This window comes from Mesoflavibacter profundi, from assembly GCF_014764305.1.
GTDB lineage: Bacteria > Bacteroidota > Bacteroidia > Flavobacteriales > Flavobacteriaceae > Mesoflavibacter > Mesoflavibacter profundi.
Genome location: NZ_CP061703.1, coordinates 404119 through 430336, shown reverse-complemented (window position 1 = coordinate 430336; position 26218 = coordinate 404119). Strand labels below are relative to the sequence as shown.

Here is a 26218-nt window from a genome sequence, read left to right as displayed (position 1 = left end):
ATATAAAAAGTCCTAACTGTTAAGTTAGGACTTTAATTTATTTTAAAAAAGTAAATCTTTTTAGTTTTTAGTCTTTCTTTGACCTTTAGACTTAGATCCAACTCTTGACATAGCACATCTAAAACCAATGTAATCTGTAGCCATATTTTGTGGATAATAACGTCTTTGTGCAGGATCTAACCAGTACTCTCTATCTTTCCAAGATCCTCCTTTGTAAACTCTTACTTCATCATTAATTAATGAAGTACGTCTGCTTGACTTATCGTACTCTCTAATGAATTTTCCTGAAGAATCAACTTCTATGTTATGTTTTGGAGAGTTGTACATTTTTCTTGTAAACTCATCTGTAGATGCTTCACCTTCGTCTTCATCAAAATCACTGTAGTATCTTGAAGATTGCACATCTCCATCTCTGAAGTTTCTGTTATCACTTCTATCAAAGTTAGTTCTTAAATAAGTTTCTTTTTCGTCAACAGGTTGAGTAGCTATTTCACCTGGTAAATCTCTTGCTACTATATCTCCGTTTGGTAAAGTGTCAAATACAATTTCGTCTGTTGTTACAACTTTAACTGTACCTTCTTCTGTTATTACGTTTTTAGTATAAACGTTACCTCTATAGTAGTTAAAGTCATTAAATTCATCATCAACTATAGGTCTGTAAACATCGGCAACCCATTCTGCAACATTTCCAGCCATATCATATAAACCAAAATCGTTAGGATCGTAAGATTTTACTTGAGCTGTAATATCTGCACCATCGTCAGACCAACCAGCAATTCCACCGTAATCTCCTTTACCTTGCTTGAAGTTAGCTAATTGATCACCTTTAATTTTACGTTTTCCAGAACGCGTATATTGTCCATCCCATGGATATTTTTTACGTCCTCTGTACACGTTGTAACTTCTTACCTCAGATAATCCTAAAGCTGCATATTCCCATTCTGCTTCTGTTGGTAGTCTGTATTTAGGTGAAATTAATCCTGTTTCTCTAGTTGCGTAAACATTAATTTCTTCTCCTGCAGCATTAGTTTGTGGTTTTAATTTTCCACCTCTTAAAACTTCTTCGTTTCCTCCAAAAGTTTGAGTTGGACTATTAATGTATGTATCTGTACTAAAATTAGCATCTGCTGTTGCTTCTAATTCGCTACCTTGTTTTAAATATCCATTTTTTTGTAATTGATATTCGTTAACACGGTCAGTTCTCCAATTAGCAAACTCTACAGCTTGAATCCAACTTACACCAACTACTGGATATTCTCCATAACCAGGATGACGTAAATAGTTTTCAGTCATTACTTCGTTATATCCTAATCTATTTCTCCAAACTAAAGTATCTGGTAAAACACCGTTGTAAATTGCTCTAAAGTTTTCTTCTTCTGGCGGATAAGTTCTTTTAATCCAATCAAGATACTCTAAGTACATTTTGTTGGTAACTTCCGTTTCATCCATGTAAAAAGATTGTACATGTTGTTGGTTTGGTGTATTGTTCCAATCGTGCATTACATCGTCTTGAACTCTACCCATTGTAAAAGTACCACCTTCTACAAAGACTAATCCTGGAGCTGTTTCTTGCTCTTTAAATTTGGTGTTGTATTGAAAACCACCATCTTTAGAGTTAATATCCCAACCAGTTGCTCTTGATGTGTTAGAGCCACCACCAGATCTTTTACAACCAACCAAGGTTAAAGAGACTGCAAGTGCTAAAAATAACCTTGATACAATTACTTTTTTCATATTCATACGTTTAGTATAATTATTTTGTGTTTTAAGAGGACGCAATATAAGAATTTAACCCAACACTACAAGTGTTTTTAGCATTTTTGAATAAAAAAATATTGCATTTCATCCTGTTTATTTACATTACAACGATGTTTTGAATGTTTTTAATCGTTGTTTTCAGTCTGTATAACGTGTGTTATTCAATTTTATTATTGTAATTTTGAATCAGTTTTATGAAATTATTAAGAAATAAATAATATCATCTAAAATTTGACGTTACTATTGCAATGAAAAAGATTATACTAATCACACTTTTACTTTTTTGCTCTATATTATTTTCTCAGCAAAAAAACATAGTACTTAATTGGGATGGTTATCAAACCATGAAGGCAGATACTTATTCTGTTACTGTACCTCATTTTTTACCTAAAGAAAATTTTGATTTTAATATCGATCAAGGTGTTTTTTACGTAAATCAATGGATTAGTGATTTACCAGTTAATGAAAATACTGTGACTTTAAATAACTTAGCATTTCAAACAGTTTCTAGAGAAGAATTAAAAGGATTAAAACTTTCTTCTATACCTGATACACTGGAGTATTCGTTAAAAAACAGTAAAGGTAGATTAAAAAATTATGTTGTTTTTAAGCTTAAACCATACGTAAAAGACGGTAATACAATAAAACGCGTAACTTCTTTTGTTTTAAACTATTCTAATCAAAATAATAACCAAAGAAGTTTTAGTGCAAATCAAGCTATTACAAATTCAGTTTTATCTACTGGTAGTTGGTATAAATTTCAAGTAGAAACTTCAGGTGTACATATTCTTAATAAAGATTTTTTAAGTCAGTTAGGAATAAATGTTAATAATCTTGATCCTAGGACTATCAAGATTTATGGAAATGGAGGAATGATGATGCCATTTACAAACACAGGTAATTACCCATTAGATCCGCAAGAAAATGCTATTAAAGTTATAGGTGAGCAAGATGGTGTTTTTAATGATAACGATTATATTCTTTTTTATGCCGAAGGACCAACTGCAGATGTAGATCAACAAAATATAAATACCAATATTAACCCTTATAGTGATAGAACAGTTTATTATATAAATATAGGTTCTGGTAATGGAAAAAGAATACAAGCCTACAATCAACCAACTGGAAATGCAGACCAAATTTTTACAACATTTCAAGATTATAAATACCATGAGATTGATGATGTAAATTTAGTTTTTGTAGGAAGAAGATGGTTTGGAGAAGACTTTAGCGTAGAAAATAACCAATCGTTTAATTTTAATTTTCCAAATTTGGTTGCTGATCAACCAGTAAGATTAAAAGTATATACTGCTGCATCTGCACCTACAACAACTAATTTTTCGGTTAGTGTAAATAATAATTCTGTTGGAGTTATTAATATTTCTAGTTCCAATCCTGCAGATGGTGTTTATGCATCTGGAGGAAGTTTTAATAACGATATAAATGTTACTTCAGATAACATTTCAGTTACATTAGATTACAACAATCAAGGTGTGCCAAGTGCAAGTGCGTACTTAGATTACATTTCTATTAAAGCTACAAGACAATTACAATTTACAGGAAATCAGTTTAAGTTTTATAACCAAAATGCTTTTCAAGGAACGGGAATTGCACAATATTCTTTAGGTAATGCAAGTCAAGTTCAAGAAATTTGGAATATTACAGATCTTTATAATGTAAGTACGGTTGTAAACCAAAATGCAGATCAAACATTTTCTTTTAATACTAATTTAGGAGAAGAAAATAAGTTTGTAGCAGTTACTTCTCAAAATTATTATGTGCCAATAGCTCTAGAAAACAGTACAGTTGTAAATCAAAATTTAAAAGGAACCATTTTTTTAAATGAAAATGGAGCATTTGAAGACGTAGATTATTTAATGTTAACCACGACATCTCATTTAGCTCAAGCCCAAAGATTAGCTCAAATTAACCGAGATAAATATGGGTATAGAGTTAAAGTAGTAACCTTAGGAAAAATTTATGCTGAATTTTCCTCTGGAAATCCAGATATAGCAGGTATTAGAAATTTTGTTAAATACATTTACGATAACGCAAGTACTAATGCTAACAAATTAAAATACTTATGCATTTTTGGAGATTCTTCTTTTGATTATAAAGGAAGAGTATCTTCCAATACATATAATTTTCCAACTTGGAATGCCTATAGTAGTTTTAATCTTTCCAATTCATTTATTTCAGACGATTTTTATGGCTATTTAGATCAAGGTGAAGGTAATCTAGACGCATTTAATAACGCCAATAAGCTAGATTTAGCAGTTGGACGTATTGTTGCAGATTCGCCTCAATTAGCAAAAGATATGGTAGATAAAGTAGTCGCTTACTATTCTCAAGCAGCACTAGGAAGTTGGAGAAATAATTTTGTAGTTATATCTGATGATGTAGATGAAGAATGGGAAGCTACCTTACAAGAAACTACAGATTTAGTAGCAGATGAAGTCTCAGATAACAAACCATTTATCAACGTTACAAAAATTCATACAGATGCTTATCAACAAGAAGCGTCTGCTGGAGGAGATAGATATCCTGAAGTTACAGAAGCTATATCCAATGCAATAGAAAAAGGAGCTTTAGTAGTAGATTATTTCGGACATGGAGGAGAAGATGGATTAGCTTTTGAGCGTATCTATCAAAAACCAAATGTACAAGCATTAAATAACGAATGTAAGTTAAATATTTTTATAACAGTTACATGTGAGTTTACTAGATTTGATAACCCATTAAGAGAAACTGCAGGCGAGCTAATTTATTGGAATAAAAATGCTGGAGCAATTGGATTAATAACAACAACGCGACAAATATTTGTTACTGTTGGTAGAGATTTTAATAAAATTTTAAAAGAATATTTGTTCTCTTACAGCGATAATGATACTTATTCAGATCACGAATATCCAAGTGTTGCAGAAGCATTAAGGTTAGCAAAAAATGATCCGTCGTTTACCTCTTCGCAAAAAAATCTAGCATTCTTTATTGGCGATCCAGGTTTACATCTATCCATACCACAACCTAATATTCGTTTAACAAGAATTAATGATGTGCCAATAGATCAAGAAACAGATGTTTTACAAGCATTAGGTTATGCTAAGTTAGCTGGTGAAGTTACAGATATAAACGGAAATATACTTACAGATTATAACGGAACATTAACAGCAACTATTTTTGACAAAGAGATAGAGCGTCAAACTTTAGGAAACGATAATACATCAGATGCAAACGGTGTAATAATATTAGATTACAATACATTAGGTGCATTAGTATTTAGAGGTCAAGCATCTATAACTAATGGTCAATTTGAATTTGATTTTATAGTGCCTAAAGATATTGGAATTCCTGTAGGTACAGGTAAAGTTAGTTTTTATGCAGTTAAAGAAAACTCGTTATTAGACAAAACAGGAGCTAGTTTAAATACCTTAAAAATTGGAGGAATAAATCCTAATGCAGCCGAAGATAATATTGGTCCAACTATACAATTGTATATGAATGATGAAACCTTTGTTTCTGGAGGAATAACTAATGAGTCACCAATGCTACTTGCAAAACTACAAGATGAAAACGGGATAAATACAGCAAGTGGAATTGGTCATGATATTGTAGCAATTTTAGATGGAGATGAGGTTAATCCTTACATTTTAAACGATTATTACATTGCAGATGTAGACGATTATACAAAAGGATCATTATCTTTTCCTTTCAGAAATTTAGAGCCAGGTTTACATACATTAACAGTAAAAGGTTGGGATGTTTATAATAACTCTTCAACTACCGAAATTCAATTTGTAGTTTTCAAAGAAAATGAAGATTTGGTACTAACCAACGTTTTAAATTATCCAAACCCATTTGTAAATTATACCGAATTTTGGTTTAGCCATAATAGTTCAGAAACATTAAATATTTCAGTTCAAATATTTACAATTTCAGGGAAGTTGGTTAGAACATTAAACGGTTCTACAGATTCTGGAAATAAATCGTGTTGTGGATCAACTACAGCAGGAACATCTAGAGATATAATTTGGGATGGAAGAGATGATTTTGGTCAAAAAATAGGAAAAGGTACTTATATTTACAAACTAAAGGTACATTCACCTTCAACAAATAAAACAGCAGAAAAAATAGAGAAACTTGTAATACTTTAATAATAAATTATATTTGCTAACAAATTATATATATGAAAAATAAAATATTAATAGCGCTTTCTTTTTGCTTAACATTAAGTGGATTTGCGCAGGATAACGTAGTAATCAATCCAAGTGATACAAGGGTAATAACTACAGGAGTTCCTTTTTTATTAATTGCACCAGACGCTAGAGCTGCTGCTTTAGGTGATATGGGAGTAGCTACATCTGTAGATGCGTTTTCGCAACAATGGAATGCTTCAAAATATACTTTTTCAGAAGATCAATCTGGTGTTGCAGTAAGTTATACACCGTATTTAAGTAAATTAGTTAACGATATTTTCTTAGGTAATGTAACTTATTTTAATAGAATTAACGAGCAAAGTGCTGTCGCAGCAAGTTTTAAATACTTTTCTTTAGGAGATATAGAATTTGTTGAAGACGAGTTTTCTGAAGCATTAATTCAACGTCCAAACGAATTCACATTAGATTTATCTTACGGATTAAGATTAAGTGATCAATACGGTATGGCAGTAACTATGCGCTATTTAAGATCAGATTTAAAACTTAATACAGGAAATAACGATGCAAGTGCAGCAAGTACTTTTGGAGTAGATATTTCTGGATTTTATCAAAGTGAAGAACAAGCTTACAGTGATTTTAATGGACGTTGGCGAGGTGGATTTGCAATCCAAAATATTGGACCAAAATTTAAATATGACGAGGCTGGACAAGAAAACTTTCAGCCAACAAATTTAAGATTAGGTGCTGGTTTTGATTTTATTTTTGACGAGTATAATAAACTTGGTGTAACTGCCGAGTTTTCAAAACTATTAGTTCCTACGCCACCACAATATGGTTTTATCGATACAAATGGAGATGGAGAACAAACTAACGATGATCCAGCAACACCAGATGTAGACGAAAGCGAACCTACACAAATTGTAGCAGGAAAAGATAACGATGTGCCTTTCTTATCAGGGATTTTTCAATCATTTGGTGATGCGCCAGGTGGATTTAAAGAAGAAATGCAAGAGATAACCTATGCATTAGGAGCAGAATATGTTTACCAAGATGCATTTGCTTTAAGAGCAGGATATTTTCATGAAAGTGAAACTAAAGGTGCAAGAAAGTTTTTTGCTTTGGGAGCAGGATTTAAATACAACGTATTAAATTTAGATATGTCCTACTTGTTTTCTTCAGCAAAAGTGCCAAGTCCTTTAGAAGGTACATTAAGATTCTCTTTAACTTTTAACTTAGGCGCAGGAAATTACGACGAGTATTAAAAGCATTAAACAAAAAAACAAAAAAAAACTATTGTGAAAGCAATAGTTTTTTTGTCTATAATAGTTTAGTATCTTTATTATTATGAAAGAAATAAAAATAGAAACCACTTTACAGGTTTTTGATCATCTAAACGATACACCAAAAGATGTTCAAGATTTAATGGCAAAAGCAATCGAAGCAAGAGATAAAGCTTATGCGCCTTATTCTAAATTTAATGTTGGAGCAGCGTTATTGTTAGAAAATAATCAAATAATAACAGGAAGTAATCAAGAAAATGCCTCTTATCCGTCAGGATTATGTGCAGAGCGAACAGCAATATATTTTGCAGGAGCACAACATCCAGATCAAAAAATAGTAAGAATGGCAATATCTGCAGGATCAAAAATACATCCTACAATAACGCCAATTCCACCTTGTGGAGCTTGTCGTCAAGCTATATCAGAATACGAAAACAAACAAAATCTACCTATAGAAATATACTTTATGGGAGAGACAGGTAAGGTTGTTAAATCAGACTCGTTAGCCAATTTATTACCATTAGGTTTTGATAGAAGCGTGCTATAACGATTTCGTAAAATTTTTACCAATTTCGGTTTTTTCATTACTAACTAAAATGTTACTTTTGTTAACCGTTAAAATTTTTTAAACGTCACCAATGCAAAAAATAACTAAAGAAACGTATTTAAAATGGTATGAAGACATGCTATTTTGGAGGAAGTTTGAAGATAAACTAGCAGCAGTTTACATTCAACAAAAAGTTAGAGGTTTTTTACACCTTTATAATGGTCAAGAAGCAGTATTAGCAGGTGCTTTACATGCAATGGATTTGACTAAAGATAAGATGATAACTGCTTATCGTAACCATGTACAGCCTATAGGAATGGGTGTAGATCCAAAAAGAGTAATGGCAGAGCTTTATGGTAAAGCAACTGGTACATCTCAAGGATTAGGTGGATCTATGCATATATTTTCTAAAGAACACCGTTTTTATGGTGGTCATGGTATTGTTGGAGGACAAATACCTTTAGGAGCAGGTATTGCTTTTGGTGATAAATATCACAATAGCGATGCAGTAACAATTTGCTGTTTTGGTGATGGTGCTGCACGTCAAGGTTCATTACACGAATCATTTAACTTAGCAATGTTATGGAATTTACCTGTTGTGTTTGTTTGTGAAAACAATGGATATGCAATGGGTACATCTGTAGAGCGTACAGCAAATCATACAGATATCTGGAAACTAGGTTTAGGGTACGAGATGCCTTGTGGACCAGTAGATGGAATGAATCCAATTAAAGTTGCAGAAGCTTTTGACGAAGCTATCCAACGTGCCAGAAAAGGTGGCGGACCAACATTTTTAGAAGTAAAAACGTACCGTTATAGAGGTCACTCTATGTCCGATGCGCAACATTACCGTACTAAAGAAGAAGTAGAAGAATACAAAAAAATAGATCCTATAACTCAGGTTAAGGATATTATTTTAGAGAATAATTACGCTACAGAAGACGAGATCAAACAAATTGATAAACGTGTTAAAAAATTAGTTTCTGAATGCGAAAAATTTGCTGAAGAATCTCCATTCCCAGATAAAAGTGTAATGTACGATTCTGTTTACGAGCAAGAAGATTATCCATTTATACAACACAAATTATAAGCTATGGCAGAAGTAATAAACATGCCTCGTTTGAGTGACACCATGGAAGAAGGAACTGTCGCAACTTGGTTAAAAAAAGTAGGCGATAAAGTTGAAGAAGGTGATATTTTAGCAGAAATTGAAACCGATAAAGCAACAATGGAGTTTGAGTCTTTTCACGAAGGAACATTATTACATATTGGTGTTCACGAAGGAGAAACTACTAAAGTAGACGAGCTTTTAGCTATTATTGGTGAAGAAGGTGAAGATATTTCAGATTTATTAGACGGAAAATCTTCTGCTAAAGAAGAAACAAAGTCTGAAGATCAAACTGAAGAAAAAGAAGATACTACTAAAGACGATACAACTTCTAATGATGATTCAACTGAAAGTGCTTCAGAAGAATTACCAGAAGGTGTTACAGTAGTAACAATGCCTCGATTAAGTGATACAATGGAAGAAGGTACTGTTGCAACTTGGCTAAAAAATGTTGGTGACGCAGTAGAAGAAGGAGATATCTTAGCAGAAATTGAAACTGATAAAGCGACAATGGAGTTTGAATCGTTTCAATCAGGAACATTATTACACATTGGTTTAGAAGAAGGACAATCTGCAAAAGTAGATGCTTTATTAGCTATTTTAGGACCTGAAGGAACAGATGTTTCAGGTGTTGCTAAAAACTTTAAAGCTGGAGGAGAAGCATCAGCTAAAAAAGAAGAAGCTCCTAAAAAAGAATCTAAACCAGAGCCTAAAAAAGAAACGCCAAAACAAGACACTAAAACAGAATCTAAACCTGTTGCTCAGCCAACTCAAACTGCTTCTGGCGGACGCATTTTTGTATCGCCATTAGCGAAGAAAATGGCAGACGAAAAAGGAATTAACTTATCTCAAGTTAAAGGTTCTGGAGAAAATGGTCGTATTGTAAAGCGTGATATAGAAAACTTTACGCCAGCAGCACAATCTGCTCAAGTTGGTAAGTTTGTACCTTCAGGTCAAGAAGATTTTGATGAAGTGCCAAACAGCCAAATGCGTAAAGCTATTGCTAAAAACTTAGCTAAATCTAAGTTTTCTGCACCACATTATTACTTAAATGTAGAGTTTGATATGGACAATGCTATTGCATTCCGTACACAATACAACTCTATACCAGATACAAAAATTTCATTTAACGATATGGTTGTTAAAGCTTGTGCATTAGCATTAAAGCAACATCCACAAGTTAACTCACAGTGGTTTGACGATAAGATGAAATTAAACAATCACGTACACATTGGTGTAGCAGTAGCTGTAGAAGATGGTTTACTAGTGCCAGTTGTTAAGTTTGCTAACGAGCAATCATTACCACAAATTGGTGCAGCAGTAAAAGATTTTGCAGGTAGAGCTAGAAATAAAAAATTAACTTTAGATGAGATGGAAGGAAGCACATTCACCATTTCTAATTTAGGTATGTTTGGAATAGAAAGCTTTACGTCTATTATTAATCAACCTAACTCTGCAATTTTATCTGTTGGAGCAATCGTACAAAAACCAGTTGTTAAAAACGGTCAAATCGTTCCAGGTAACACAATGAAACTAACTTTAGCGTGTGACCACAGAACAGTTGATGGTGCTACAGGAGCACAATTCCTTCAAACATTAAAAGGATATATAGAAAATCCTGTAACAATGCTAGTTTAAATTTCCGCGTAAGCGAAAACTAAATAAAATAAAACCTGTTTCATCTTATTTGAAGCAGGTTTTTTTAACTTTATAATCCAAATAAAATTAAGATGAAAAACATAATAATAACAGGAACAAGTCGCGGTATTGGTTTTGAATTAGTTCAAATCTTTGCCCAAAAAGGTTTTAACGTATTAGCGTTATCTAGAAACGAGCAACCTGTTGTTGATCTTAATTTGCAAAACGTAACCTCTTTTTCGTTTGATTTAAGTAATGAAGACGATTATCATAAAGTTGAAGATTTTATAAAAGCTAATTGGCAACAAGTTGATGTGCTTATTAATAATGCTGGTGCTTTATTAAACAAACCATTTGCAGAAACATCTATATCTGATTTTGAATACGTGTATAAAACCAACGTTTTTGGTGTTGCTGAAATGACAAGAATCGTAATTCCTCATATGACTAAATCAAGTCATGTGGTTACAATAAGTTCTATGGGTGGAGTACAAGGAAGTATGAAATTTCCTGGTTTAGCTGCCTACAGTTCTAGTAAAGGCGCTGTTATTACTTTAACCGAATTATTAGCTGAAGAATATAAAGAAACAGGACCAAGTTTTAATGTCTTGGCTTTAGGAGCAGTACAAACCGAGATGTTAGAAGAAGCGTTTCCTGGTTATGTTGCACCAACAACTGCTAAAGAAATGGCAGAATATATAGCCGATTTTTCTTTAAACGGACAAAAATATTATAACGGTAAACTATTGCAAGTATCTAATTCAACACCGTAAAATTAACTGCGCTCTAAAGCAGCATAAGCATCTGCACTAGAAAATTTTTCTTTGTAGAAAATATTGTATTGTAGTATTTCAACAACTTTTATTAAGGTTTCAAAATCTTTTTTCTTGTAGGCGTGTTTTAAACTATTGTGTATTTTAAAATACATTTCGGTAGTTTTTGTTTCAGGATTATAGCCGTAAAAAAATAAAATTTCGTTGTCTTTAGGTTTAAAAAAGTTGTAGTCTTCTTTAATGCTACCTTTACTGTTTTTATAAATCTTTAGGTAGACTTTATTAGAATTAATATATTTATGTAATCCCAGTTCAGAAGGAGTTAATCTATATCTATTAACTTCTAAAAATTTTGAAGTATCAATATTATCTTGAGCTTTAGCTACAGTAAATGTAACAAAAAGCAATAGGAAAAGGGAAAATCTCATGTTGCTATTAATCTGTTAGAATGTTAGGGAAAACATAATATTATCTCTAAGTAAAAGAAATTTATTTAATATTCAAAGTAAAACACTAAAAATAATTTAATTATTTAACAACTTAATTATGGCGTTAACACCATCTAATTCATTTCCAATTAAGACTTTAGCTCCAGAATTCTCTTTATTGGATACAGTGTCAGATCAAACTTTAAATCTTCAGCAATTAAAAGGAGAAAAAGCAACAGTAATTATGTTTATCTGTAACCATTGTCCTTATGTGATTCATGTAAACAATAAAATAGTAGAATTAGCTAATACATATAAAAGTAAAGGCGTTTCTTTTATTGCAATAAGTAGTAACGACGTAGAAAATTATCCACAAGATGCTCCCGATAAAATGAAAGACGTTGCTAAGCAGAATAAATATCCTTTTCCGTATTTATATGATCCAACTCAAGAAGTAGCTAAAGCTTATGATGCAGCTTGTACACCAGATTTTTATGTGTTTGATAAAGATTTAAAATCTACATACCATGGTAGATTAGATGCATCTAGACCAGGTAACGATATTGATTTAACTGGAGAAGATCTTGATCAAGCGATACAAGCGGTATTAAACAATAAACAACCATTACAACAACAGTTGCCATCTATGGGATGTAATATAAAATGGAAATAACGTAATTATAATTAATTACTTTATTTTTGTCAGATCTAACTATAATATTAAAATGAAACAAACAACAAATACAATATTAATGATTCGTCCAGTTAATTTTAGGATGAATGAACAAACTGCAATTAACAACTACTTTCAAGAAGAAATAGATTTAAAAAATGCTGAAATTAATGCTAAAGCTCAAGAAGAATTTGATGCATTTGTAGAAAAATTAAGAGCAGTTGGTGTAAATGTAATTGTAGAAAATGATGATGTAACATTAGATACTCCAGATTCTATATTTCCAAATAATTGGGTAAGTTTTCATGAAAATGGTGACGTAGCTTTATATCCTATGTTTGCTGAAAATAGAAGAAGAGAACGAAGAGAAGAAGTTATAAACCGATTAGAAAAAGAAGGGTTTACAATAAATAATATTGTAGATTATACTTCTGCCGAAGATGAAGGCGTTTTTTTAGAAGGAACAGGAAGTTTATTATTAGATAGAGTAAATAGAAAGGCTTATTGTGCATTGTCGCCAAGAGCAGACGAAAGTTTGTTTATAGAATTTTGTGAAGATTTTGAATTTACTCCAGTAGTATTTACAGCAAATCAAACCGTAGAAGGAAAGCGTTTACCAATTTACCACACAAATGTAATGATGTGTTTAGCCGAAACTTTTGCAGTAATTTGTCTAGATACTATAGATGATAAAAAAGAACGCAAAAATGTAGTAAAACATCTTGAACAAGATGGAAAACAAATTATAAAAATTACCGAAGCACAAATGCATCAATTTGCAGGAAACATGCTTCAAGTTAGAAGTGAAGATGATAAATTATATTTAGTAATGAGTCAATCTGCTCACGACAGTTTAACAACAGAACAAATTAAAAAGATAGAGGCACATTGCCCAATAGTTTCTAGTAGTTTAGAAACTATAGAGACTTGTGGTGGCGGAAGTGCGAGGTGTATGATGGCTGAGGTATTTCTACCGAAGGTGTAGTTCATGTCTCACCAGGATTCTCAACTTTATTTTTAGGCAGCTCTACATAAAAAGTGCTGCCTATTTTTGGTGTACTTTCAACCCAGATTTTACCATTATTAAGTTCGACTAATTCTTTACAAATAGTCAGTCCTAAACCAGTACCTTTTTCTTTTTGTGTTCCTCTAGTAGTAAAGGTATTGCTTCCAAAAAGTTTTTCTTGATCTTCTTTTTGTATGCCTACGCCAGTATCTGCAACGCTTAAAATAGCATTGCCATTACTAATTTGATTGGATATAGAAATGCTATCTCCTTTATCACAAAATTTAACAGCATTAGCAAGTATGTTTTGTATAACAATTTCTACCATACTTTTATCTGCATAAATAAAATCTCTTAAGGTATTATCTATTAGTTTAATGCCTTTAGCTTCAAGCTTTTGGTCAATTAATTTTACTTTATCAGCAAAAACCTCTTGTATGTCAAATAAACTAGGTTTAGGCTCTAAAGATTGCATTTGGGATTTAGACCAATTTAATAAGTTAAATAACAACAACGAGGCGTTATTAGCATTTTCACTTAATTCAGGTAATAAACTATGAAACTCGTCTTGGCTTAATTGACCATCTTTTAATAAATCTATAAAACCCTTTGTAGATGTTAAAGAGTCTTTTAAATCATGCGACACTATAGAAAACAGTTTGTCTTTTACTTTATTAATGTTTTCAAGGTGTTTACTTTGTTCTAAAATAGCTTCGTTTTGTAATTCTATTTTTTTGTTTTTAGCCTCTAATTCTCTAGTGTACTTTAATCTGTTATTTCGTTTTAAAGAGAATAAAACAAAGAAAGTTAAGACAACAGCAAATGCGGCTAATAAGGCATAAAAAATTAATTTAAAGCGGTCAAATTTGTCTTTGCTTACTGTGTTTACAGGTAATAGTTCTTGTTGTGTTGGAGTTAGTGTATCTACAACTTCTTCAATAGGTTCTTCAATAATTACAGGTAATACACTAGCCTTTTCTTTATCTAATTTATCTTTAAGTTTGTGATATTCTCTTTGCCAAACAAATGCATTTTCAAAATTACCTTTAGTAGAATCTAAGGTTTTCATTAATTTGTAATTATACATTAATGTTTGATCATCATTTTCAATTCTACCTAAATTTGCAGCTTCTAGTAATTGTTCTTCAGCAGTTTTTAATCTGTTTTGTAGCAAGTTTAATTCGCCTAAAGCATTTAATGCAATCGCCATTTCGCGATTTTTTTGAAGATTTCTATTAAGCTTAATAGCTTCTACAAGATATTTAGCAGAAGTTTTATAATCTTCTTTTTTTAGATAAGCATCACCTAAATAAGGTAATATTTGAGCTCTAAGTGTAACATTATCCATGTTCGCATAACCTAAAGCACTTTCATAATAACTAATAGCTTGTGTATAGTTATTTTTAATAACATAAATATCGGCTAAAGTTTTATTGGTTTCTATCAAACGATCTATGTTATTGGTTTGGTTATCTACATTTAGTCGTTTTAAATTGTAAGTTATGGCTTTGTCTAAATCTCCAGATTGTTGATAAGCGTTGGCTAGGCTCTTGTATATGCTAGATAACTCGTTATATTTCTGTCTTTTTTCAAGTTCGTTAATAGAAGACATTGCGTAAGCTAAACCTTCTTTATAATGTCCTTTTTCAATCTCTAAAACACCAAGATTACTATTTACTTTAGCAACAGATAAAGTGTCTTTAATGTCTGTAAATAGTAGTTTAGAGTTTTTGTACGTGTTAATGGCTTTGGTTGTATTGCCATTTTTTTGATAGATTTTTGCCTTATAAAAAATGATATCGGCAAGACCTTTTTTGTAGTTTATATCTCTAGCAAGTTTTTCACTTTGCTGTATAAATTGTAAGGCCTTACTAAAGTTATTATCTTTAAATAATAATTCGATAATTTTTACAGATGTGTTTACTTTAGAAGAGTCAGGATTTTGATAAGCTAATTGAATAGTAAGGCTGTCCAGCTTTTCGTTTTGAGAAAAACCGAAGTATCCAATTAATAGCACAAGAAATAGGACTAATAGTCTCTTCATTTAAATTTACACAGCGTTTTTTAAGTTCTAAATCCTTAGAAACGATACAACTAACGATTTAATACTAAAAAACTAAGTTGGTTTAGTTTAAAGAAGAAAATTTAGAGGGATTATTTACTTCTTAGCATAAAATTCACTAATTCCTTGCTTTAAACATAATTTTTAAGAGGTAATACCAAAAAATTAGACCAACGGTTATGCCTTTATTTTCAACCTAGTAAAAAGTGTTTTTATAGACACATTCGAGCGATATTTTACTTCATCTAATTTACCTGATAAAGCGTTAAAAAAATACTATCTTTGCGCTTTTAAAATAGCCAAAGCATGAGTTTACAACATACATTAACAGCAAAAATTAAAGATGCTGTATCTACTATTTATGATGCTAAATTAGAAACGGTAGAATTTCAAGCAACACGAAAAGAATTTCCAGGAGATATAACAGTTGTAGTATTTTCTATGTTACGCGTTGTTAAAGGTAATCCAGTGCAAATTGGAGAATCTATAGGTAATTATTTAGTAGAAAATGTAAACGAAGTCCAAGGTTTTAACGTTGTAAAAGGCTTTTTAAATTTAGAAATTAGCGCATCGTATTTTGTAGACTTTTTTAATACAATAAAAGATGAAACTACTTACGGTTTTAATAACGCTTTCGCGGAAAACGACGCCGTAATGGTAGAGTATTCTTCGCCTAACACAAATAAACCACTTCACTTAGGTCACATACGTAATAACCTTTTAGGGTATAGTGTTGCCGAAATTTTAAAAGCTTCTGGTAAAAAGGTTTATAAAACACAAATTATAAACGATAGAGGAATACACATTTGTAAAAGTATGTTAGCTTGGCAAAAGTTTGGAAACAACGAAACGCCAGAAACTACAGGCTTAAAAGGCGATAAGTTAGTCGGGAATTATTACGTTAAGTTTGATCAAGAGTATAAAAAAGAAATCGAAACTCTAAAAGCAGCAGGTAAAACAGAAGACGAAGCAAAAAAAGAAGCTCCAATTTTAGTTGAAGCTCAAGAGATGCTAAAAAAATGGGAAGCAGGAGATGAAGATGTAGTTGCTCTTTGGAGTAAAATGAATGGTTGGGTTTACGATGGTTTTGATGTAACCTATAAAAATCTTGGTGTAGACTTTGATAAATTATATTACGAAAGCAAAACTTATCTTTTAGGAAAAGAATTTGTTAGCGAAGGACTAAAATCTGGTGTATTTTATAAACGTGAAGATGGCTCTGTTTGGTGCGATTTAACCGAAGATGGTCTAGACGAGAAAATTGTACTTCGTGCAGATGGTACAGCAGTTTATATGACTCAAGACATTGGAACTGCAATACAACGTATAAAGGATTTTCCTGATGTTGGCGGTATGGTTTATACCGTTGGTAACGAGCAAGATTACCATTTTCAAGTTCTGTTTTTAATCCTTAAAAAATTAGGATTTGATTGGGCTAAAAACCTATACCATTTAAGTTACGGTATGGTAGATTTACCATCTGGAAAAATGAAAAGTCGTGAAGGTACAGTTGTAGATGCAGACGATTTAATTGCAGATATGGCAACTACCGCCAAAACAATTTCAGAAGAATTAGGAAAATTAGATGGTTATACTCAAGACGAAAAAGAAGAACTTTATAAAACTATCGGTCTTGGTGCATTAAAGTATTATATCTTAAAAGTAGATCCTAAAAAACGAATCCTTTTTGATCCTAAAGAGTCTATAGATTTCCAAGGAAATACTGGTCCGTTTATTCAATATACATATGCAAGAATTCAGTCTATACTTCGTAAATCTGATGTAGATACTTCAGTGAAACTAGATGCAAATGAAGTAGATTTACACGAAAAAGAACGCGAATTAATTAAACAACTACAATTATTTCCTGATACGGTACAACAAGCAGCAACGCAACATAGTCCTGCTTTAATTGCAAATTATACTTACGATTTAGTAAAAGCGTTTAACAGCTTTTATCAAAATGTATCTATTTTAGGTGCAGATACTAAAAACGAAATTATTTTTAGAGTTCAGTTATCTAATACTGTAGCAAAGACCATAAAAAATGCGTTTAGCTTGTTAGGTATTAATGTGCCTGAACGAATGTAAAATACATATAGAATAATAAAAAAACGCTTTCAATTATTGAAAGCGTTTTTTATTAAAAACTAATTCTTAAACTGGCGTTAGGTGTAATAGGTAAAGATGTATTATTAATTTCGATAACATTAGTGTTGTCATCTGGATTAACTTTGTAGTATCTATTAATAATGTTTTTCTGGTTAGTCACATTTCTTACACCAATTCTAATAGATGTTTTAACTGCATTAAACCAATTTGGCTGATAATTTAAAGAAGCATCTAATCTAAAAAATGAAGGAAGTTGTTGCGCATTTGGCGCATCGTAATTAACAAAAAAATCATTACCTGTTTGTACTGTAGGATTATCTTCAATAGGTTTAGTATATGGCAATCCACTATGCCAATTTGCTCCAACAGATAGTTCTAAATTATCTAAAACAGAATAATTACCAGCAACAGAAACAGAATGTCTTATATCTACATTATTAGGAAATGTTGACGGATTAAAACTTTCAAAATCATAATTATTCGTACTATATGTATAACTTATCCAAGCACTATATTGTTTTGCGGTTTTGTTAATTAAAAATTCAATTCCGTTAGCGGTATATGCTCCAGTTGCATTTATATATTGAAAGTTGTTGTGAAATCCTTGATTACTAGCAGTAATCCCGTTTACATGTTTATAAAAACCTGTAACATCTACATAAAAATTGTTTTGTTTGTAATTAATTCCAAACGTAGCTTGTTTACTAGTAGAAACTGGTAAACTACTGTTGTTGGCTAAAATCCAACGTCTATTTTCTACGCCTAAAAAATCGTCTTGAAAATCGACTATTTGTGTTGCCGATTGGTTTTTAAATTCACCTTCTAATTTTAAAGCAAATTTAGTAGACAGTTGCTGTCTAATATTTAATCTAGGTTCAATTAAAAGTTTATCAAACTTTTGAAAATAATTAGCTCTAACACCAAGTCTAAAATAGGTGTTGTTTTTATTAAATTCGGCTTCTGTAAAAGCAGCATGTTTTAATAAAACATCTTTTTTTGTACGCTCGTATGCTGGTGCATTAACTAAGGTTTGATTAAGGATTCCAATTTCATTAAACTCGTAGCCATTTAAAAGGTTTAGGTGGTTACTTAATTTGTAATTAGAAGTAAGTTTTATACCGGTTTCTAAAACCTCGTTAGCTTGTTGTAATAGTTGGTTGGTAGACTCACGTAAATCCGATGCATTTACATTATACTGACTGTAAAAAGCAGACAGTTTGGTGTTAAATTTGCTTGACCAATTGGCGTCCCAATTGGCGCCAAATCCTAAATTGTCTTGAGATAGAACACTAGATTTTCTATTACTTTGATTGTTATTATCTGTAATAGTTTCAGCATAATCTAAATTGTTTTTTATCCCAATAATATTGGCTCTAAATTTATGGTTACTATTTAAATCGAATAACAGTTTTGCCGAATAATCATAAAAGAAAAATTCTGAATTTGTCGAGCTGTTTTCAATATTTTGATTGGTATTAATATCACTGTCTTGAAAACTTCTGTTAAAATAATTGTTATAAGTTGGCGTTTTAAATGCATCTGTATATGCACGTCTACCAGAGATTAAAAGTTCTAGTTTTTTGGTAATAGGAATATTAAAAAACGCATCTGCGCTAATAAGGTTTGCACCAACATTTCCAGAAAATAGTCCTGACAATTCATCTTTTGTAAGCATGTTAATCGTACTAGAAACACCATCGCTATATTGGCTACTTGTACCATTTTTTGTAACAATAACTTTATTGGTTAAGTTAGGGTTATAAGCAGAAATTAATCCAAAAAAATGACCAGAATGGTACATTTTTATTCCGTCCCAAAGCATTAAGTTTTGGTCGTTTGTTCCACCACGAACGTTAATGTTAGCAATGCTTTCGTTACTACTTTCTATTCCAGGTAAGACTTGTATGGATTGTAAAACATCAGGCTCTGTTAATCCAGGTAATACACCAAAATTGGTAGTGCTTAAAATTAAGCTACCATCTTTTAATTTTTTTAATCCGTTGGTTAAAAATTTGGTGATTATTATTTGGTTTAAGGTTTCTGCACTTTCATCTAAATAAATTGGATTACAACCTTGTTGTTTTAATAACGCAAACGCTTTTAAAGATTGCGTTTTAAATCCTAAATAAGAGATGTTTATGCTATTTTCTTTATTGATGTTTTCTAAAATGAAATAACCATTTTCATCTGAAATTACTCCAGTGTTTTTACCAACAACACTAATGGTTGCTCCAAAAAGTGGTTGTTTGTCTTTAGCGTTAAAAATATAACCGCAAATGGTTTCTTTTTTTATTGAATTTGAAACAGTTACGTATCTATTATCTAAAGTTTTAAACTCTAAACTGGTATTAGAATTTAGGTAATCTATAGTTTGATTAAGATCTAATTCGGTTTTTGGTGTTGTTATTAAAACACCTTCTACATCTTGATTGGCATAAGAGAATTTTACATCAAATTTAGTTTCGGTAGCTTTTATAAAATCTATTAAAGCAATTGTGTTTTGTTGAGCAAAACACGTTAAACTAAATAAAAAAACTAAAATAGTTATGTATTTATTTCCCTTCATATTTATAAAAGGTTACTTTTTTACCATCTATTTTGTAGCTTATATTTAAAGGAATTGTAACAGCTTGTAATGCAATATTTTTATCCTTGTGCGTAAAAGCACCAGTAAACAACATGTTGGTATCTATGTTTTTATAATCTATGGTTATGTTATATTGAATTTCTAATTCTTTAATAACATTAGATAAAGGGACTTTTACAAAAGAAGATTCTGCATTGATCCAAGATGGCGCATTAGCATTAAAATCGTCTAAATTTTCTACAACACCATTTATAAGTCTAAAGGTTTTACCTGGTGTTAATTTTACAGTGTTGTTTTGGTTTGTCACTGCAACTAAACCTTCGTAACATTGGACTTCAAAATAATTGTCTCTTTGTTTTACATTAAATTGTGTTCCTAATACTTGAACTTTTCCAACATTTGTGTTAACAGTAAATTTTTGCCCTTTTTCTACTTTAAAATAAGCTTCACCTTTTAAATCTAAATTACGATTGTTATCCCAATTCTTTTTGTTGTAACTAAGTTTTGATTTTGCATTTAGTATGACTTCAGATTGGTCTGGTAATGTTAGATTTTGCGTTTGGGCTATATCAGTTTTATAGTCAACAGTATTATTAAAAAATATGAAATATGAGGCGCAAAGCATTATGGTTAGCATTGCTGCAACACGATAAATTAATTTATAATTTAATGCTCTAACTTTAGTGTCTTTCTTTTTAAGTTGTCGCGATTTAAATTGCGATAAAGCATTGTTTGCATCTACTTCTGGAGCATTTAGGTGTTTACTATAATGTTCAATTTTAAGTAAAGTGTCATCCAACGCTTTAGATTGCTTTAACGACTCTTCTTCAGATTTAGAAAGATCGTTATTAAACCATTTTAATATGTTGTTATTTTCTTCCATTTCAATTATAAGACAATTAACTGTTGTTTTACCCTACCTTTATATGTTTTCAATTTTTTCACGAAGTGTTTTTAACGCGCCAGACATACGTTTTTCAACTGCTTTTTGAGAAATATCTAATAGTTCTGCAATCTCACGATATTTTTTTCCTTCAATTCTATTTAATAAAAAAACTTCTCTTTGTGCATCGGTTAATAAAGCGATTGCTTGTTGTAGCTTTTGTTTAAACTGTTCTTCTTCTAATAAATATTCTGGGTTTTGATTGGTTTGATCAATATAAGGTGTTGCTTTAGCGTATTCTAAAACCACTTTTTCGTGTTTTACTTTATTTAAAAACAGATTATTTACTGTTGTAAAAAGATAGGTTTTTGCTTTTTCAAATTCAATTTTAGAACAATTTTCCCAAATTTTAGAAAATGCATCTTGCACAATATCTAAAGCATTATCACTATCGCCACATTTGTAGTAAGCAAAATTGCTAGCAGCTTGTATGTGTTTTAAATAGAAGGCATTAAACTGTGCATCTTCACAAAGATTACTAGTGTTTTTATCCATAAACTAAAATTAATTTGGAGCTAAAAATTAAAAAATTTAATTACAAAAGTAGGGTAAAATTATTTTGTGTTGTCTTAATTGTAAATAATCCAAAATCCAAACTTATGCAAACTAGCAGAATGATAAAAATTATAGAAGTATGTTTAATTATAGTATTGTTAACTACTGTAATCGCTTCATTTTATATTTTATTTGAAATAAATAATAACTTAAGGTAGGGTAAAATTATTTTAAGTTGTCTTACTTATAGAAACCCAAAAAATTGCTTTGAAAAAGAATTAAAAGAAAAAGAATTAGAAAAAAAGAAAAATAAACTTAAACAATTAAAACTATGAAAAATTTAAAATTAATTACAGCTTTTGCATTATTAGCACTATTCAGTTTTACATCTTGTCAAGATGAAATTGATACCGATAACGGAGAAAACCCTAATACAAACACAGCAGATTCTCAAACAGCATCTAACTTAGAGCGAGTATCTATGTACGATGGATCTTTTGACGATTTTTTAGATGGCGTTTCATGTTCGTCTATCTTATTACCAGTAACTGCAACTGTAAACGGGACGCAAGTAACAATTGTTAACGAAGCAGATTACCAACAAGTGATAGATATTATGGCACAATTTAATGACGATAGTGACGAGGTACAGTTGCAATTTCCTTTAACTATTCAATTAAATAATTATACAGAGCTTGTTGTGACTAGTCAATCTCAATACAATTTGGTAGCTCAAGCCTGTCAAGCTGTAGAGCAAATTGCAGAAGACGCCATCTCTTGTGTAGAAGTAAACTATCCAATTACAATTTTAAATTATAATTTAAATTTAGAACAAACTGGAAGCGTTGTGATAGAGTCTAACCAACAATTATATGCTTATATAAATAATTTAAGTGACGATACATTATTTGCTGTTAACTATCCAATAACAGCAACTATTTCTGGTGATACAGCAACTACAATTGCTAGCGATTTAGAATTACAAGTTCAAATTAACGACTGTTTAGGACTTGAAGGCGCGCAAGAAGAGGCTGAAGAAAACGCACAACAATTAGAGCAATTACTTGTAAATGGTGTGTATCAAATAGAATCTTTTGTAGATACTAGTGTTGATACAGCTTCAGATTATGCCGAGTTTACTATAGATTTTGCAAACGATATGACTTTAGTTGCAGAAAATATAATTAACGCAACTGTGCAAGACGTACAAGGAACATATCAAGTGACTTCGCAAACAGAAGTATATTTAGAGTTAAATTTTGCAGGAAATACTTCATTTTCTTTACTAAATCACCAATGGGAAGTTACAAGTTATAACAATACTAGTATTTCTTTACAAAGTACTACTAATGCTGCCATAACATTAGTTTTAACACAAATTTAGAAATATAAGTTGGTTAGTTAGTTAATTATTTTGGTATAATTAATGTACTTAAGAACTGCTGTCTATCAAGGCAGTAGTTCTTTTTAAAAACCCAAATCTTATTTAAAATGAAACACTATTTTTTAATACCAATCTTATTAGTAACTCTTTTATTGTCTTGCAGTAAAGAAGATTCTGCAGAAGCAAATCAAGAATTAACAGGTGTAACCGCTAATCAACAACCAACAGGTACATCCTCTAACCACTTACTTTCAGATGCTGTTTTTAGTAGCATGGTAGTAGAGTTAGTGTATGTAGAAGGTTTTAAACCAACACAAACTGCGATTAATAATTTTGTAAACTTTTTAGAAGAAAGAACTTATAAACCAAACGGAATTACTGTAGTAACTAGATCAATAGTTTCTCCAGGAATGTCGTCTTATACAACACAAGATATTATTGATATAGAAAACGCTAACAGAACTAAATATAACACCGAAGATCAAATTGCAGTTTGGGCATTTTTTGCAGATGGGCAGTCTGCTAACAATACCGCAAACGGTGTTGTGTTAGGAACAGCGTATCGTAATACATCTTTTGTTATTTATGAAGAAACCTTGCATAGCTACAGCGATAGTGCTTTTGAAGCCAACAGAGATGTTTTAGAAACTACGGTTATCACACATGAATTTGGTCATATTTTAGGATTAACAAATTTAGGTGCAGCAATGCAAACCAATCACGAGGATACAGAGCATCCTAAACATTGTAATGATGAAGATTGCTTAATGTATTGGTCTGCCGAAACTGGATCGGGAATGGAAAATTTAATTGGTGTAAGTACAGCACCACAATTAGACAGCCAATGTATTGCAGATTTGCAAGCTAACGGCGGAAAATAATTAATAACAAACTAAAAAAGATAAAAATGAAAAATTTACTATTAACAATAGCATTAGTTTTTGGTGTAATATTTACATCAAATGCTCAAGATACAGATACAAAAAGTAAATCTACTGCAGGTATAAAAGGAGGATATAATTTAGCTGCTGTAAGTTATGATGGCGAAGGAGAAACAGGACAAAGAAGCGGATTTCATGTTGGTGTATTTGGCGAGTCTTATTTATCAAATGTAGTAGCACTTCAATTAGAGTTGCTTTACTCGCAACAAGGTTATCAATTAGAAAATAACAATAGCACGTTTACACAAAAGCTTAACTATATAAACATGCCTTTAGTATTAAAGATTTATCCGGTTTCTAATTTTTATTTAGAAGCTGGTCCACAATTAGGCTTTGCAATTTCGCATAAAGAGACTTACGACAGTAATTTTAATTTATTTGATACAGAGCAAGAGTTTGATCCTAATAATATAGATTATGGCGCTAATTTTGGTGCCGGAATTAAAACAGATTCAGGTGTTAGTTTAGGCGTGCGTTATCACTTAGGTTTAGGAGATATTTATGACGATGGCGAACCAAAAAACCGTGTTTGGCAATTCTCAGTAGCTTTCGGTTTTTAATCACTGAGGAAAAAAGGGAAAAGAAAAACCGCTTTGTAAAAAGCGGTTTTTTGATTTTATACAGTTTGTACAACGTCATCAAGATTTAATCTTGATTTAGGTTTTTTACTAGGTTGATTAAAATCCTCTTCATCTCTATAGCCTATAGCCACAGCAACTAAGGTTGCTTGATCTTTAAAGTTTAAAATAGTATCGTAATCTTTTGGATTAATACCTTCCATTGGTGTAGAGTCAATTCCCATAGCAGCACAAGCGCTTAATAAAACACCTAAGGATAAATACACTTGTTTGTCAAACCAAGATTTAATTTGATCTTCCGGTAAAGGTTTTATAAATTCTTTATAATATTTAACAGCTCCTTCTGGTAAAGCATCTTCAATTTGTTGTTCAAAAGTATTTAGATTATCAATTCTACTCAGTACAACTACTGTATCACAATTGATAACTTTTTCGGTGTTTATCCATGATACTTTAGATAATTTTTCTTTTGTGTTTTGGTCAGACACAAAAGTAAATTTCCATGGTTGACTATTTATAGAAGAAGGACTAAGTTGTAGTATTTGCTTTAGTTCTTCTATTTTTTGTGTTTCAATTTTTTTTGAAGCATCATACATTTTGGTCGTATAACGCTCTTGCATTGCGGTTAAAAAACTCATATTTAATATTATTTCATTTATACTATAAAAATTATAGTAGCAAAAATAAGTATAGTTTTTTATCTTTGCAATAACGGTCAAAAAGTATAGTAGTATTTTTAAAATGTCTAAAAAAGGAAAACACGTGTTTAATGGTAAAGAATATCCTTGTTGCGCAAGTCTTACAATGGGCGTAATTGGCGGTAAATGGAAAACCGTAATCTTATACCATTTAAAAGATGAAGCAAAACGTTACAGCCAATTAAGAAAAGAAATGCCTGCTGTTACCGAAAGAACTTTAAGTCTACAACTAAAAACTTTGGAAGACGATGGTATTGTAAAGCGAAAGGTATACACAACAAAACCGCCTTTAAAAGTAGAGTATTCTTTAACTAAACTAGGTGAAACTTTAATTCCTTTAATTATTTCTATTGCAGAATGGGGCGAAACAGCTTCAAAAACTTAATGGGTTAGATAGAAGTTCTATGTCATTTTAATTTCTTTTTATAAGCGCAAAATTTTACATTTGTAGCGATGCAGCATACCATATCTAATTACATTCCTGAAGCTTCAGTAGCAAAAGTATTACAGCTTTTAGATCAGGATAATCTAACGGTTTTAGTAAAAAAAGAGCGTAAAACACGTCATGGTGATTACCGTAAATTACCTAATGGTAAGCATCAAATTACTGTAAATGGAAGCTTAAATAAATATCGGTTTTTAATCACTTTAATTCACGAAATTGCGCATCTTGAAGCCTATAAAAATTTTGGAAAATTTATTAAACCGCATGGAAAAGAGTGGAAAGCAACATTTCAACATTTAATGTTACCATTTTTAAATCCAGAAGTTTTTCCGCTGCAATTATTACCAATGTTGGCAAAACATTTTAAAAACCCAAAAGCGTCTAGCGATACAGACGTGCATTTAGCCTATGCTTTAAAGCAATTTGACGTCAATACCAATAAAACTTATATATTTGAAGTACCTTTAAATAGCATCTTTAAAATCTATAACGGTAAAGTGTTTAAAAAAGGTAAAAAACGTCGTACACGTTACGAGTGTGTTGAGGTAGCAACAGGTAGACTATACTTGTTTAATGCCAATGCAGAAGTAACGCCTATAGACAATTAA

At 31.2% G+C, this 26218-nt stretch carries 21 protein-coding genes; 14 read left to right on the top strand and 7 right to left on the bottom strand.

The genetic code is table 11. From position 1 onward, the window contains the following. Positions 1-60: 60 nt before the first annotated feature. Positions 61-1740 carry a gliding motility lipoprotein GldJ gene (gldJ, locus tag IFB02_RS02005; protein WP_191072973.1) on the bottom strand — a complete coding sequence of 560 codons (1680 nt, stop codon included), beginning with the start codon at positions 1738-1740 and terminating at the stop codon, positions 61-63. Between the two features lie 266 nt (positions 1741-2006). Between gldJ and porU the strand changes: the two genes are divergently transcribed. The 6 genes from porU to IFB02_RS01975 all read left to right on the top strand — a co-directional run bounded on the left by porU (position 2007) and on the right by IFB02_RS01975 (position 11258). Next, positions 2007-5909, top strand: coding sequence for a type IX secretion system sortase PorU (gene porU, locus IFB02_RS02000; RefSeq protein WP_106688196.1), 3903 nt, complete (start codon positions 2007-2009; stop codon positions 5907-5909). A 32-nt stretch (positions 5910-5941) separates the two neighbouring features. Then, positions 5942-7174 carry a type IX secretion system outer membrane channel protein PorV gene (porV, locus tag IFB02_RS01995; RefSeq protein ID WP_106688197.1) on the top strand — a complete coding sequence of 411 codons (1233 nt, stop codon included), beginning with the start codon at positions 5942-5944 and terminating at the stop codon, positions 7172-7174. 82 nt (positions 7175-7256) lie between these two features. Then, on the top strand, positions 7257-7739 hold the full coding sequence (gene cdd, locus IFB02_RS01990) for a cytidine deaminase (protein WP_106688198.1): 483 nt from the start codon (positions 7257-7259) through the stop codon (positions 7737-7739). A gap of 91 nt (positions 7740-7830) precedes the next feature. Continuing rightward, positions 7831-8829 carry a pyruvate dehydrogenase (acetyl-transferring) E1 component subunit alpha gene (gene pdhA / locus IFB02_RS01985; protein WP_106688199.1) on the top strand — a complete coding sequence of 333 codons (999 nt, stop codon included), beginning with the start codon at positions 7831-7833 and terminating at the stop codon, positions 8827-8829. A gap of 3 nt (positions 8830-8832) precedes the next feature. Then, a complete protein-coding gene (locus tag IFB02_RS01980) occupies positions 8833-10485 on the top strand; it encodes a pyruvate dehydrogenase complex dihydrolipoamide acetyltransferase (RefSeq protein WP_106688200.1) in 1653 nt (550 codons plus the stop codon). 92 nt (positions 10486-10577) lie between these two features. Further along, the gene (locus IFB02_RS01975) at positions 10578-11258 is read left to right on the top strand and encodes an SDR family NAD(P)-dependent oxidoreductase (RefSeq protein WP_106688201.1); all 681 of its coding nucleotides are present in this window, start codon (positions 10578-10580) and stop codon (positions 11256-11258) included. A gap of 2 nt (positions 11259-11260) precedes the next feature. Here IFB02_RS01975 and IFB02_RS01970 read toward each other — a convergent pair whose 3' ends face one another. Next, entirely contained in the window at positions 11261-11686 is a 426-nt protein-coding gene (locus IFB02_RS01970; protein WP_146131269.1) for a hypothetical protein, read from the bottom strand. A 118-nt stretch (positions 11687-11804) separates the two neighbouring features. Between IFB02_RS01970 and IFB02_RS01965 the strand changes: the two genes are divergently transcribed. Together IFB02_RS01965 and ctlX are read left to right on the top strand one after the other, a co-directional pair. Then, positions 11805-12359: a thioredoxin family protein gene (locus IFB02_RS01965; RefSeq protein WP_191072972.1), complete on the top strand. Its 555-nt coding sequence runs from the start codon at positions 11805-11807 to the stop codon at positions 12357-12359. A gap of 52 nt (positions 12360-12411) precedes the next feature. Continuing rightward, entirely contained in the window at positions 12412-13344 is a 933-nt protein-coding gene (gene ctlX / locus IFB02_RS01960; RefSeq protein WP_191072971.1) for a citrulline utilization hydrolase CtlX, read from the top strand. A gap of 1 nt (position 13345) precedes the next feature. Here ctlX and IFB02_RS01955 read toward each other — a convergent pair whose 3' ends face one another. Next, complete coding sequence (locus IFB02_RS01955; RefSeq protein WP_191072970.1) at positions 13346-15409, bottom strand: tetratricopeptide repeat-containing sensor histidine kinase; 2064 nt, start codon at positions 15407-15409, stop codon at positions 13346-13348. 324 nt (positions 15410-15733) lie between these two features. Between IFB02_RS01955 and argS the strand changes: the two genes are divergently transcribed. Then, a complete protein-coding gene (gene argS / locus IFB02_RS01950; protein ID WP_106688206.1) occupies positions 15734-17518 on the top strand; it encodes an arginine--tRNA ligase in 1785 nt (594 codons plus the stop codon). Positions 17519-17570: 52 nt separating this feature from the next. Here argS and IFB02_RS01945 read toward each other — a convergent pair whose 3' ends face one another. Genes IFB02_RS01945 through IFB02_RS01935 form a run of 3 tightly spaced genes read right to left on the bottom strand, consistent with a single transcriptional unit; the run spans position 17571 to position 21564 of the window. Next, on the bottom strand, positions 17571-20105 hold the full coding sequence (locus tag IFB02_RS01945) for a TonB-dependent receptor (protein ID WP_106688207.1): 2535 nt from the start codon (positions 20103-20105) through the stop codon (positions 17571-17573). Further along, positions 20092-21009, bottom strand: coding sequence for a FecR family protein (locus tag IFB02_RS01940; RefSeq protein ID WP_106688208.1), 918 nt, complete (start codon positions 21007-21009; stop codon positions 20092-20094). The genes IFB02_RS01945 and IFB02_RS01940 overlap by 14 nt, the downstream gene beginning before the upstream one ends. A 39-nt stretch (positions 21010-21048) precedes the next feature. After that, positions 21049-21564, bottom strand: a complete 516-nt coding sequence (locus tag IFB02_RS01935; protein WP_106688209.1) for an RNA polymerase sigma factor — start codon at positions 21562-21564, stop codon at positions 21049-21051. Between the two features lie 331 nt (positions 21565-21895). On the opposite strand from IFB02_RS01935, the gene IFB02_RS01930 reads away from it, so the two are divergent. The 3 genes from IFB02_RS01930 (at position 21896) to IFB02_RS01920 (ending at position 24449) form a co-directional block, all read left to right on the top strand. Continuing rightward, a complete protein-coding gene (locus IFB02_RS01930; RefSeq protein WP_106688210.1) occupies positions 21896-22948 on the top strand; it encodes a hypothetical protein in 1053 nt (350 codons plus the stop codon). A 107-nt stretch (positions 22949-23055) separates the two neighbouring features. Beyond that, positions 23056-23829, top strand: coding sequence for a zinc metalloprotease (locus IFB02_RS01925; RefSeq protein WP_106688211.1), 774 nt, complete (start codon positions 23056-23058; stop codon positions 23827-23829). Between the two features lie 26 nt (positions 23830-23855). Further along, positions 23856-24449, top strand: a complete 594-nt coding sequence (locus tag IFB02_RS01920; RefSeq protein ID WP_106688212.1) for a porin family protein — start codon at positions 23856-23858, stop codon at positions 24447-24449. A 56-nt stretch (positions 24450-24505) separates the two neighbouring features. Here IFB02_RS01920 and IFB02_RS01915 read toward each other — a convergent pair whose 3' ends face one another. Then, entirely contained in the window at positions 24506-25105 is a 600-nt protein-coding gene (locus tag IFB02_RS01915; protein WP_106688213.1) for a nitroreductase family protein, read from the bottom strand. A 103-nt stretch (positions 25106-25208) separates the two neighbouring features. Here IFB02_RS01915 and IFB02_RS01910 point away from each other — a divergent pair, with 103 nt between their 5' ends. Together IFB02_RS01910 and IFB02_RS01905 are read left to right on the top strand one after the other, a co-directional pair. Beyond that, on the top strand, positions 25209-25550 hold the full coding sequence (locus IFB02_RS01910) for a winged helix-turn-helix transcriptional regulator (protein WP_106688214.1): 342 nt from the start codon (positions 25209-25211) through the stop codon (positions 25548-25550). Positions 25551-25618: 68 nt separating this feature from the next. After that, positions 25619-26218, top strand: a complete 600-nt coding sequence (locus IFB02_RS01905) for a SprT-like domain-containing protein (protein WP_106688215.1) — start codon at positions 25619-25621, stop codon at positions 26216-26218.

Coding starts and splice junctions, on each gene's coding strand:
- gldJ (WP_191072973.1), bottom strand. CDS start 1,740: ATGAATATGAAAAAAGTAATTGTATCAAGGTTATTTTTAGCACTTGCA.
- porU (WP_106688196.1), top strand. CDS start 2,007: ATGAAAAAGATTATACTAATCACACTTTTACTTTTTTGCTCTATATTA.
- porV (WP_106688197.1), top strand. CDS start 5,942: ATGAAAAATAAAATATTAATAGCGCTTTCTTTTTGCTTAACATTAAGT.
- cdd (WP_106688198.1), top strand. CDS start 7,257: ATGAAAGAAATAAAAATAGAAACCACTTTACAGGTTTTTGATCATCTA.
- pdhA (WP_106688199.1), top strand. CDS start 7,831: ATGCAAAAAATAACTAAAGAAACGTATTTAAAATGGTATGAAGACATG.
- IFB02_RS01980 (WP_106688200.1), top strand. CDS start 8,833: ATGGCAGAAGTAATAAACATGCCTCGTTTGAGTGACACCATGGAAGAA.
- IFB02_RS01975 (WP_106688201.1), top strand. CDS start 10,578: ATGAAAAACATAATAATAACAGGAACAAGTCGCGGTATTGGTTTTGAA.
- IFB02_RS01970 (WP_146131269.1), bottom strand. CDS start 11,686: ATGAGATTTTCCCTTTTCCTATTGCTTTTTGTTACATTTACTGTAGCT.
- IFB02_RS01965 (WP_191072972.1), top strand. CDS start 11,805: ATGGCGTTAACACCATCTAATTCATTTCCAATTAAGACTTTAGCTCCA.
- ctlX (WP_191072971.1), top strand. CDS start 12,412: ATGAAACAAACAACAAATACAATATTAATGATTCGTCCAGTTAATTTT.
- IFB02_RS01955 (WP_191072970.1), bottom strand. CDS start 15,409: ATGAAGAGACTATTAGTCCTATTTCTTGTGCTATTAATTGGATACTTC.
- argS (WP_106688206.1), top strand. CDS start 15,734: ATGAGTTTACAACATACATTAACAGCAAAAATTAAAGATGCTGTATCT.
- IFB02_RS01945 (WP_106688207.1), bottom strand. CDS start 20,105: ATGAAGGGAAATAAATACATAACTATTTTAGTTTTTTTATTTAGTTTA.
- IFB02_RS01940 (WP_106688208.1), bottom strand. CDS start 21,009: ATGGAAGAAAATAACAACATATTAAAATGGTTTAATAACGATCTTTCT.
- IFB02_RS01935 (WP_106688209.1), bottom strand. CDS start 21,564: ATGGATAAAAACACTAGTAATCTTTGTGAAGATGCACAGTTTAATGCC.
- IFB02_RS01930 (WP_106688210.1), top strand. CDS start 21,896: ATGAAAAATTTAAAATTAATTACAGCTTTTGCATTATTAGCACTATTC.
- IFB02_RS01925 (WP_106688211.1), top strand. CDS start 23,056: ATGAAACACTATTTTTTAATACCAATCTTATTAGTAACTCTTTTATTG.
- IFB02_RS01920 (WP_106688212.1), top strand. CDS start 23,856: ATGAAAAATTTACTATTAACAATAGCATTAGTTTTTGGTGTAATATTT.
- IFB02_RS01915 (WP_106688213.1), bottom strand. CDS start 25,105: ATGAGTTTTTTAACCGCAATGCAAGAGCGTTATACGACCAAAATGTAT.
- IFB02_RS01910 (WP_106688214.1), top strand. CDS start 25,209: ATGTCTAAAAAAGGAAAACACGTGTTTAATGGTAAAGAATATCCTTGT.
- IFB02_RS01905 (WP_106688215.1), top strand. CDS start 25,619: ATGCAGCATACCATATCTAATTACATTCCTGAAGCTTCAGTAGCAAAA.